The sequence below is a fragment of the Aestuariivirga sp. genome (assembly GCF_044239095.1).
In the GTDB taxonomy this organism is placed as follows: Bacteria; Pseudomonadota; Alphaproteobacteria; order Rhizobiales; family Aestuariivirgaceae; genus Aestuariivirga.
On sequence record NZ_JBIICB010000167.1, the window covers coordinates 1 to 9315 of the forward strand.

The 9315-nt window shown below is 65.4% G+C and carries 11 protein-coding genes and 1 pseudogene; 3 read left to right on the plus strand and 9 right to left on the minus strand.

The features are described 5' to 3' along the window. Window positions 1-432: 432 nt before the first annotated feature. The 8 genes from der to ACILRA_RS14695 all read right to left on the minus strand — a co-directional run bounded on the left by der (window position 433) and on the right by ACILRA_RS14695 (window position 6477). Entirely contained in the window at window positions 433-1779 is a 1347-nt protein-coding gene (gene der / locus ACILRA_RS14660) for a ribosome biogenesis GTPase Der (RefSeq protein ID WP_395662830.1), read from the minus strand. Next, the gene (locus tag ACILRA_RS14665; RefSeq protein WP_395662831.1) at window positions 1776-2069 is read right to left on the minus strand and encodes a hypothetical protein; all 294 of its coding nucleotides are present in this window, start codon (window positions 2067-2069) and stop codon (window positions 1776-1778) included. Before ACILRA_RS14665 ends, der begins: the two co-directional genes overlap by 4 nt. Beyond that, window positions 2066-2722, minus strand: coding sequence for a tetratricopeptide repeat protein (locus tag ACILRA_RS14670; RefSeq protein WP_395662832.1), 657 nt, complete (start codon window positions 2720-2722; stop codon window positions 2066-2068). The genes ACILRA_RS14665 and ACILRA_RS14670 overlap by 4 nt, the downstream gene beginning before the upstream one ends. Before the next feature lie 73 nt (window positions 2723-2795). Beyond that, complete coding sequence (locus ACILRA_RS14675; protein WP_395662833.1) at window positions 2796-2930, minus strand: hypothetical protein; 135 nt, start codon at window positions 2928-2930, stop codon at window positions 2796-2798. A gap of 97 nt (window positions 2931-3027) precedes the next feature. Next, the gene (locus ACILRA_RS14680) at window positions 3028-4398 is read right to left on the minus strand and encodes a multicopper oxidase family protein (RefSeq protein ID WP_395662834.1); all 1371 of its coding nucleotides are present in this window, start codon (window positions 4396-4398) and stop codon (window positions 3028-3030) included. 95 nt (window positions 4399-4493) lie between these two features. Next, a complete protein-coding gene (panB, locus tag ACILRA_RS14685; RefSeq protein WP_395662835.1) occupies window positions 4494-5312 on the minus strand; it encodes a 3-methyl-2-oxobutanoate hydroxymethyltransferase in 819 nt (272 codons plus the stop codon). A gap of 23 nt (window positions 5313-5335) precedes the next feature. Continuing rightward, window positions 5336-5905 carry an NnrU family protein gene (locus ACILRA_RS14690; RefSeq protein ID WP_395662836.1) on the minus strand — a complete coding sequence of 190 codons (570 nt, stop codon included), beginning with the start codon at window positions 5903-5905 and terminating at the stop codon, window positions 5336-5338. Then, on the minus strand, window positions 5902-6477 hold the full coding sequence (locus tag ACILRA_RS14695; RefSeq protein ID WP_395662837.1) for an NnrU family protein: 576 nt from the start codon (window positions 6475-6477) through the stop codon (window positions 5902-5904). Before ACILRA_RS14695 ends, ACILRA_RS14690 begins: the two co-directional genes overlap by 4 nt. Window positions 6478-6667: 190 nt before the next feature. Between ACILRA_RS14695 and ACILRA_RS14700 the strand changes: the two genes are divergently transcribed. From ACILRA_RS14700 to ACILRA_RS14710, 3 genes are all read left to right on the plus strand, one after another. Next, window positions 6668-7363: a hypothetical protein gene (locus ACILRA_RS14700; RefSeq protein ID WP_395662838.1), complete on the plus strand. Its 696-nt coding sequence runs from the start codon at window positions 6668-6670 to the stop codon at window positions 7361-7363. Between the two features lie 71 nt (window positions 7364-7434). After that, window positions 7435-7845: a hypothetical protein gene (locus tag ACILRA_RS14705; RefSeq protein WP_395662839.1), complete on the plus strand. Its 411-nt coding sequence runs from the start codon at window positions 7435-7437 to the stop codon at window positions 7843-7845. Window positions 7846-7946: 101 nt separating this feature from the next. Then, entirely contained in the window at window positions 7947-8966 is a 1020-nt protein-coding gene (locus ACILRA_RS14710; protein ID WP_395662840.1) for an HAD family hydrolase, read from the plus strand. A 101-nt stretch (window positions 8967-9067) separates the two neighbouring features. On the opposite strand, the pseudogene ACILRA_RS14715 reads toward ACILRA_RS14710, so the two are convergent. Beyond that, window positions 9068-9315: pseudogene (locus ACILRA_RS14715) on the minus strand (carbohydrate ABC transporter permease); the annotation flags it as partial.

Sequence of the window (9315 nt, forward strand, 5' to 3'; positions counted from 1 at the left end):
CGGGAGAAGGGACTCGTGGTGAGGTTTCCCTTCTCCCGTTGCGGTACGCAATGGGAGAAGGTGGCCGAAGGCCGGATGAGGGTTGCATCGGCGTGGCACGATGTTTGGGAATGTGACTCGCCGTGAGAGGCCCTCATCCGCCCTTCGGGCACCTTCTCCCATCGCGCCGCGACGGGAGAAGGGACTCGTGGTGAGGTTTCCCTTCTCCCGTTGCGGTACGCAATGGGAGAAGGTGGCCGAAGGCCGGATGAGGGTTGCATCGGCGTGGCACGATGTTTGGGAAATGCGACTCGCCGTGCCAGGCCCTCATCCGCCCTTCGGGCACCTTCTCCCATCCTTTGGACGGGAGAAGGGACTCGTGGCGAGGTTTCCCTTCTCCCGTTGCGGCACGCAATGGGAGAAGGGAAGGAAGGCCGGACGAAAGCCTCTGGCCTACCGGTCCTTGTCGAACGGATTCTTGCCACCGCGCAGGCTGAAGCGGATGGGCACGCCCTTGAGGTCGAAGGCCTCGCGCAGGCCGTTCATCAGGTAGCGGACGTAGCTTTCCGGCATCTTCGAAAGCTGGTTGCCGAAGATGGCGAATGTCGGCGGGCGGGCGCTCGCCTGGGTGGCGTAACGGATCTTGATGCGGCGGCCTGAGGGTGCGGGAGGCGGGTTGCGCTCGACGGCGCCTTCGAGCCAGCGGTTGACCTGCGAGGTTGGAACGCGGCGGTTCCAGCGCTCCATGGCGCCGAGCACGGCCTGGAGCAGCTTGTCGATGCCCTTTTCCTGCTTGGCGGAGAGTGTGACGATCGGGACGCCGCGGATCTCCGGCAGCACGTCCTCCATGTCGCTCATGACCTCCTTGAGCTTCTTCTGCTTCTCTTCCACGAGGTCCCACTTGGAGAGTGCCAGCACCACGGCACGCCCTTCGCCCGCCACGAGGTCGCACAGCGCCAAATCCTGGCGCTCGATCGGGAGCGAGGCATCGACCAGCACGACGACGCATTCGGCGAAGCGGATGGCGCGCAGCGCGTCCGACACGGCGAGTTTCTCGATCTTGCCGACAACGCGCGACTTCCTGCGGATTCCCGCCGTGTCCCACAGCTTGATCTTCTGGCCGCGCCATTCGAATTCGGAGGAAATCGCATCGCGCGTGATGCCGGCCTCGGGGCCAGTCAGCATGCGCTCTTCACCAAGGATGGTGTTGACGAGGGTCGACTTGCCGGCATTGGGCTGGCCGATGATGGCGAGCCGCAACGGACCATCGCCCCGGTCTTCACCTTCTTCGCCGTCCTGGGCTTTTTCTTCCGTATACGGAAGAAGCGCATCGTAGAGCTGGTCCAGCCCCTCGCCGTGTTCGGCGGAAATGGGCAGGGGATCGCCGAAGCCCAGTTCGAAGGCCTCGTAGAGGCCACCCTCATGGCCCCGGCCCTCCGCCTTGTTGGCGACGAGGATGACGGGCTTGCCGCGGCGGCGCACGCGGCCGGCGAATTCGCGGTCGGTGGGCGTCACCCCGGCGCGGGCATCGATGACGAAGAGGACGACGTCGGAATCGTCAACCGCGGTTTCGGCCTGGGCGCTCATCCGCGCCTCGAGACTGTCACCCTTGATGTCGTCAAGGCCCGCGGTGTCGAAGATGCGGAAACGCAGGTCACCGAGCCTCGCTTCGCCCTCGCGCCGGTCACGCGTGACGCCGGGCTGGTCGTCGACGAGCGCGATCTTGCGGCCAACGAGGCGATTGAAAAGCGTGGATTTGCCGACGTTGGGCCGCCCCATGATGGCGACGGTTGCGGTCATTGCGGATCGCTGAAGGTATCGCCCGAGGATCCCGGCGGCGCGCAGCCCGGATCATCCGGACCGCAGAAGGTTTCGTTGCCCGCCGCGGCGGTGCCGCTGCCCTTGCTGGACGGGGAGCCGACAGCAACGTCCTGCCGTTCCGGGAATTTCCCGCGGCCGGGAATGGCGTCCTCGCGCTGTCCGGGGAGGACCGTATTGTCGGTCTGGCCTGTCAGGCTGTTGAGGGTGCTGCAGCCCGAAAGCAATGCCACGGCAGTGGCAGCGAACAGAAGCCTTCCAGCGAAAATCATTTCGCGGTCACCAGCGGCTGGAGAAGCTGGGCCATCATCTGTGCCCGCTGACGCAGGCTACCCGGCGTTTCCGGATCGCCGAGCATCGCCTGCACCTGAGCGTCGGCGGCGGCATAGTCCTTGAGGCGCCAATGAGCGGACGCCATGATCTCGCGCGCGACATGGCGCCATGGATTGCCTTCCACATCAAAGGGCTTGAGCCGGGCCGCGAGATCGGCCACTTCCGCCGTATCGGCGAGGGCTACGGCGGCACGGATGCTTGCCAGATCGCGGAGCGACTGGTCAGCCGTGGCGGTCGCGGCGACCGCGTCATAGATCTTCACGGCGTCGGCCGTCTTGCCCTGGGATGTGAGCAGGCCGGCCTCGCGCAGTTCGCCGAGTACGCGGAAGCCGGGATGGGAAATCGTTTCGAATTGCGTCAGCGCCTCGTCGGCCTTACCGGCGGAGACGAGCCCGTCCGCGGTGAAGAAGCCATCGCCCGCAGCTTCCGCCTGCTTCACCTGCCAGTACTTCCAGCCTTGCCAGCCGCCAACGCCCAGGATGACGAGAAGGCAAACGCCAATCACAAGGCTGCCGTAGCGTGCCCAAAGTCTCTTGAGCTGTTCCTGGCGGACTTCCTCGTCCACCTCGCGAAACAGAGATTCATCGCTCAAAGCCGCAGGCTCCTCACATCAGCGCAAAGGTCGGGAGGGGCGTAGATCAGCGGCAGGGCCAAATCAAGGCAATTCAGACGCGTGCGCGATGGTTGGCATGCTGTTGCATGTCTTCAAGCGTCCGGTTCGCCTGCCGCCGATAGAGCAGCACCAATGCCGCAGCAATGCCGACAGCGCCACACAGAAATCCTGCCACCTCGAAGACCATGACGGCCGTTCCCCAGCAATGTTCACGTGAGGCTATTGACCGCCAAAACCCTTAAGATTTCGTTACAGCATGTCTCATTTTGCAACCCTGAATGACATCAATCCACCAGAAACGACGTAATGAGCCCTCCGTCCGACCGCTCCGCAACGAGAGAATGCAGCGCCCACAATCCTGGATTATCCGCCTTGAAGGCGAGCGAGAGGGTTTCGCCGGCAGAAATCACCGCGCTGTCGGCCAGCGGAGCCGGGTCGCCCGCGCCGATCGCCTGCCAGACATGGCCATGAATGTGCAGCGGCTGGCTGAAGGCTGTGGCGTTCGTCACCTGAAGCCGGATCGTTTCGCCGCGGCTGGCGGTGAAGGCCGGCTGTGGTGCGGGGCCCGCAACACCGTTGATGGCCCAGCCCTTGCCATTCTGGAGCAAGGTGCGGAGATCGCGTTCGGCACCGTTGAGGACGGCGGATGCAAGCCCTCCCCCGATGCCGCCCTGCAGCACCAGCATGACGGTGCGTGGATCGCCTGAGAGATCCGGCACGGGAAGATCATTGGGTGGAAGCGCGAAGTTCTCCGCCAGGGCCGCGCGCTCACTGCCGCCCTCCCCGGCGATCAGGTAGCCGATCTCCACCACGTCCTCGAACAGGTCGAGCGCCAGCCTGATATCGCCTTCCGCCCCGCTCACCAGAAGATCGGCGCGCTGGCCGGGGGCGAGCGAGAGAGCCTTGCCGTTGAGCAGGCCAGGCCGTACCGGCTGCCCGTCCCGCGCGAGGAGGAGCGGGTCGGCGCCCTTGAACAGGAGACCCATGGTCCGGACATTGGCGGCATTGACGAGCCTGAGCCGCGTATAGGCGTCCCGCCGCAGGGGGATTCGGGGGCGGAACCGGTTGTTGACGGTGAACCAGTTGCCGAGGCGGCCCTCGCCCACCATCGCCTCGACATCGCCAAAGGCGCCGGCGATGGCCCCGCCCTCATCGAGCTTCCAGTCGTCGAGCACGAGCACCGTATCCTCGAGGCCGGGGAGCGGCTCTCGTTCGGCAACGACGAGCACGGCGGACAGCCCCATGTCGCGCAGCCGCGACTGGTCCGCCATGGGCGCGATCCAGAAGGTGCCGGCATCGGGCGGGGTGAACACGCAGTCGACCGCCTGGTCCGGCCCCGGCAGGATGTTGATGGTCATCACCTCGGCGGGCCCGCGCACGCCGAAGAAGTGCAGCCAGACCTCACGGTCGAGATCGTTGATGAAGCGGAGCTTCAGCTCCTCGCCCTGGCGGGCGCGGATCACCAATGGCCCAGGGCTGCTTCCCAGAAGCCACGCCGCCGTCTCGCCCGAGCCATCCTCCAGCAAACGGAGCCGGGCGGGGGCAGCGCGGATTTCAATGAAGCCGTCGGCCGTCAGGACTTCGGCGCGGGCCAGCCGGGGCATGCCCGCCAGTGCCGCAGCACCCGCCAGAAACCGCCGACGCGAGACCGTCATGGCCTTCCCTTTCACTTGCCTGCCTATCAGGCTAGAATTGCTCTGTGGCGGCAAGATGATCCTCGCCTGGTCGAGCGGGCGCGCGGCAGGCCGTCTCAGTCTTTCATTTCATAGGTGTTCTCGGGCGCGGGGAAGCTCCGTGCGCGGACCTCTTCGGCATACATGCGGATGGCGCCTTCGATCGCGGCACCCACCTTGCCGAACTCCTTGACGAATTTCGGGACGCGGGGGCTCAGACCCAGCATGTCTTCCATCACCAGGATCTGGCCATCGCAGGCGGGAGAGGCGCCGATGCCGATGGTGGGGATCGGGATCTCCCGCGTGATCTTCGCGGCGAGCGGCTCGGCAACGGCCTCGAGGACCACGGCGAAGGCGCCGGCCTCGGTAACGGCGCGGGCATCCTCCTCGATGATGGCCCATTGCTCCCGCGTGCGGCCTTGTGTCTTGAAGCCGCCGAGAATGTTGATCGACTGCGGCGTGAGCCCGATATGCGCCATCACCGGAATGCCGCGCTCGGTGAGGAAGTGGATGGTCTCCGCCATGCGCTTGCCGCCTTCGAGCTTGATGGCGCCGCACTGGGTTTCCTTCACCACCATGGCGGCGTTGCGGAAGGCCTGTGCCGGGCTTTCCTCATAGGAGCCGAACGGCATGTCGACGACGACAAGGGCGCGCTTGGCGCCACGCATCACCGCGCGTCCGTGCAGGATCATCAGGTCAAGCGGCACGGGCAGCGTCGATTCAAAGCCGTGCATCACCATGCCGAGGGAATCTCCCACCAGCAGGAAGTCGACGTATTTGTCGGCGATCGCCGCCGTGTGAGCGTGATAGGAGGTGAGCGACACGATGGGCTCCTGGCCCTTTCGCGCCGTGATCTCCGGCGCCGTGACACGGCGCGTGGCTGCATGCTGTGACATGGGGGAAGTCTAGTCCCGCAGCGTCACTGGGGCAAGGGCAGTTGAAACACCGGCACGCCGAACAGCGCGCCGTGCATTTGCACCACCACGCCATAAAGCGCGATGCCGATGAGGATCGACACCAGATCATGCCCGCCGCGCACCTCCGGTGAGGGCCTGACGCCATTGGCCGTGCCGATGGCGGCATGCGCCAGCGCATAGGCCAGGAAGCCGCCGAACAGGATGAGGCTTGCCATGTCGCCATTGGCAAGGAGGTGGCCCACCGCCCAGAAGATCACGGCCAGCGCCATCGGGAAGCGCAGCTTTTGCCGCAGGCTGCCGCGGAAGATGAAGATGCCGAGGCAGACGAAACCGATGAGGGTCAGCAGGTAATTGGCGTGGCGCCCCCAGTCCGGCGCATCGTAGACGGGCACGAAGCCCGAGGCGCGCCAGCCCGCCACGATGATGGCGATGCCAGCGAGCGAGGCGATGCCGAAGGCGGGGCCATAGGCCTTCTCGCCCACCCTCTGCTTGATGCGCGCCTTGAGCGGGGGAACCGCTGCCACGAGATGCATGAGTGCTGTGAGAACGACGCCGGCGGCGAGCAGGATCATCCGGCCACCGGCACGTTGAGCACATAAGGATGGAAGCCGAAGGCAAAGACCAGGTAGAGCACCACGCCGGCCACCACCGCGATCACATCCGAGCGGATGCGCGGCGTGTGCCCGGGCCTCTTGCCGCGCAGTTCCGACATCAGGATGTCGGCAAGGCCGACGAGGAGGAAGGGCGCGAAGAGCCAGACATCGGCGCGCTGGCCGTTGACCAGCAGGTGGCTGCCCGCCCACAGCACAATGCCGATCGACATCGGATTGTGCAGCCAGGTCTTGAGGTAGCCCTTGCCGTGGGAGGCGCCGATCAGGATGAAAGCGAACAGCATCAGGAGCATGGTGAGATGGCGCATCTCGTACCAGCCCTCATACAGAATGTCCGCCGTGGCGGGCCCGGCGCGCGACTGGCTGTAGCCCATGATCAGAAAGACCAGCCCGGCAAGCGACAGGATGGCATAGAGCCCCTTCCACGGCTTCTCCCCGAGCCGCGCCTTGAGGCCGTCGCGCAGCCCCGGAAACAGGATCGAGAACAGGTGGGTGCCGCCGAAGAGCAGCGCGCCGATGTACAACAGGGTCATGAAGAGGGTCCTTCTCCCGAATTGCGGCTTTTGCCAGAGAATCACCGCCACTCCAAGCCCGGTAGGCGACGGATAGACGGAATGCCTGCCCATGCACCCCTGGGGTGAGGGGCTGCGCGCTCCCCGTGTACTCAGCATGGGAATCCTGCTAGAAGGCTGTCCATCATCGATTGGACACGTCTGGCCCCGCATGCCTGCCCCACCCACGGTCTTCATCGTCTGTTCCGACCAGTCCCGGAACGGCAAGACCTTGCTCGCCCGCGTGCTCGTCGACTTCCTGTTGCTGGAGGGCCGCGATCCGTTCTGCTTCGACCTTGCCCACCCGGAGGCGATGCTGCGGGCCTATTTCCCGGGGCGAACGGCGCTGGTCGATTTCACGATGCCGGAGGGCCAGGCCAGGGTGTTCGACACCATGCTGACCCGCGCCGGGCGCGACTACGTGATCGACCTTCCGGCGAGACTGCTGGCAGGCTTCTGCGAGGCGGCAGCCGGGCGCGGCCTTGCCGACCAGGCGCGCGAAAAGGACTTCCGGCTCGCATCCCTTTACATCGTGGACCGCGACGAGAAATCGCTCGGTACCGCCGTCGCGGTGGAGGAGATCCTGGTGCCCGACATCTTCGTGCCGGTGACCAACCGCTTCGTGGGTTCCGCCCTGCCCGACGGCGTTCCGGGCCCCGTGCTGGTCATGGAGCGCATCGATGAGGAACTGCACCGCGTGGTGTCGGACCGGCGGTTCTCGCTGAGGGCCTTCATGCAGGGCGAGGAGGCTGGCGTGCCAGTGCGCCAGAGGATCGGCCTCAAGAACTTCCTGCACGGCCTCGTCACCGGCATGCGCGAATTCGAACCCGCCTTGAGCCTGCAGGCGCTGCGCGAGACGAGCCCCTGACGGGATTTGAATATCGCGCGCGCGGGTCTAAACAGCTAGATTGGAACCGCAACATGAAAGGAAGACATGAGATGAAACACGTGATCGTCCTGTTGATTGCCGTCGCCGTCTGGGTGGCCGCAGCAGGCGTGCCAGACGCCACGGCGCAGGTTTCGGGCGCCGACATCCAGAGAGCGAGTTCCGCCATCATGAACGCCGGCAACCGCGCCAGCCAGGTCAAGGCCATCAAGCGGGTGCCCAGCGTCGGCGTGGTGCGGCTGGACTTCAACCCCATGACGGCCTTCTCGGACCTGCCGGACCCGGCCGAATACCGGATCATGGTCAGCCGGAACGCCGCCGGCGTTGCCAAGTTGCGGCAGGCCCTGAAATCCAACCCGGCGACCCGGGAGGCCCTCGCCAAACGCGGCATCGATCCAAACCAGGTGGCGGGCGCGCAGATCTCGTCCAACGGATCGCTCAGGCTCTACATCTTCTCACGCTGAACCTCTGCCGCGAAGATTGTCGAGCCCCGGACAGTCGGGGCCATCAGCCGCCTGTATGAGTGCCTGTATTCAAGCCAACGGACGCAAGGAGCGCGGGTAAGATGATCCTGAACACCAAAGTGACTCTGCGGGGGGCGCTACTGGCCCTCGCCACCCTCATGCTGGCTGCGCTGTTGCCCGGCGCGGCCAGTGCCCAAGACCCGCTGCCGTCCTGGAACGAGGGGGCGGCGAAGGCCGCCATCATCTCCTTCGTCGAAGGCGTGACGACGGAAGGCTCGGCCAATTTCGTGCCGGTGCCGGAGCGCATCGCGGTGTTCGACAATGACGGATGCCTGTGGCCGGAGAATCCACTGCCATTCCAGCTCGCTTTCGCCTTCGACGAGGTGAAGCGGCTCATGGCGGAGAAGCCCGAGCTGAAGGACGACCCCATGGTGCAGGCGCTGCTGGCAGGCGACATCGCCAAGCTTCTTGAGGGCAAGCACCACGACGGCCTGCTGCACATCATTGCGCTGACCCATGCCGGCATAACGACGGAGGAGTTCAGCCAGCGCGTGACCGATTGGCTCGCCACGGCGAAGCACCCGAAGTTCGACAGGCCCTATGACCAGCTGACCTACCAGCCGATGCAGGAGGTGCTGGGCTATCTGCGCGCCAACGGCTTCAAGACCTTCATCGTCTCCGGCGGCGGGGCGGACTTCTTGCGCGTGTGGACTGAGCGGGTCTACGGCATCCCGCCGGAGCAGGTGGTGGGCTCAACCGGGCGCGTGACCTATGAACTGCGTGAGACGGGGCCGGTGCTGGTGAAGACCCTCGATCACCTGTTCGTCGACGACAAGGCTGGAAAGCCTGCCGGAATCCACCAGTTCATCGGCAGGCGCCCCATCGCCGTGTTCGGCAATTCCGACGGCGACAAGCAGATGCTGGAATACGGAACGATCAATAACCCGAGGCCCAGCCTTGGGGTGATCGTGCGCCACACCGATGCCGAGCGGGAATACCAGTACGACGTCAACCCCAAGAGCAGCGGCACGCTCGTCGAAGCGCTGAAGGATGCGCCACAGAGGGGATGGACCGTCGTCAGCATGAAGGACGACTGGAAGACGATTTTCTCCGCACCCTGACGGGCGGCGGCACAGGAGATCCAGCCCGGCGCGGTGTAGAATTCATTCTCCGCACCGGTCTGGCCGCAGCGCGCGAGCCTCCGCGCGCTTCGACTTGCGGCCTACATCACCCGCCCCATCGAGAAGCCCGTTGCCAGGTGCTTCCTGACGAAGATGATGAGCAGGATGCCGGGAAGGAGGGCAATGACGCTCGCCGCGGAGAGCAGCGCGATATCGCCCGACAAGACGCCAGCGGCGCGCGTCATGATGCCGGCGATGGGCTTGGCATCGATCGTCGTCAGCGCATTGGCGAGCATGTACTCGGTCCACGAGAACATGAAGCAGAAGAACGCGGCGACCGCGATGCCCG

Bases quoted from the DNA above. Each gene is read 5' to 3' on its own strand.
- der (WP_395662830.1), bottom strand. From the start codon at position 1,779: ATGACCGCAACCGTCGCCATCATGGGGCGGCCCAACGTCGGCAAATCC.
- ACILRA_RS14665 (WP_395662831.1), bottom strand. From the start codon at position 2,069: ATGATTTTCGCTGGAAGGCTTCTGTTCGCTGCCACTGCCGTGGCATTG.
- ACILRA_RS14675 (WP_395662833.1), bottom strand. From the start codon at position 2,930: ATGGTCTTCGAGGTGGCAGGATTTCTGTGTGGCGCTGTCGGCATTGCT.
- ACILRA_RS14680 (WP_395662834.1), bottom strand. From the start codon at position 4,398: ATGACGGTCTCGCGTCGGCGGTTTCTGGCGGGTGCTGCGGCACTGGCG.
- panB (WP_395662835.1), bottom strand. From the start codon at position 5,312: ATGTCACAGCATGCAGCCACGCGCCGTGTCACGGCGCCGGAGATCACG.
- ACILRA_RS14690 (WP_395662836.1), bottom strand. From the start codon at position 5,905: ATGATCCTGCTCGCCGCCGGCGTCGTTCTCACAGCACTCATGCATCTC.
- ACILRA_RS14695 (WP_395662837.1), bottom strand. From the start codon at position 6,477: ATGACCCTGTTGTACATCGGCGCGCTGCTCTTCGGCGGCACCCACCTG.
- ACILRA_RS14700 (WP_395662838.1), top strand. From the start codon at position 6,668: ATGCCTGCCCCACCCACGGTCTTCATCGTCTGTTCCGACCAGTCCCGG.
- ACILRA_RS14705 (WP_395662839.1), top strand. From the start codon at position 7,435: ATGAAACACGTGATCGTCCTGTTGATTGCCGTCGCCGTCTGGGTGGCC.
- ACILRA_RS14710 (WP_395662840.1), top strand. From the start codon at position 7,947: ATGATCCTGAACACCAAAGTGACTCTGCGGGGGGCGCTACTGGCCCTC.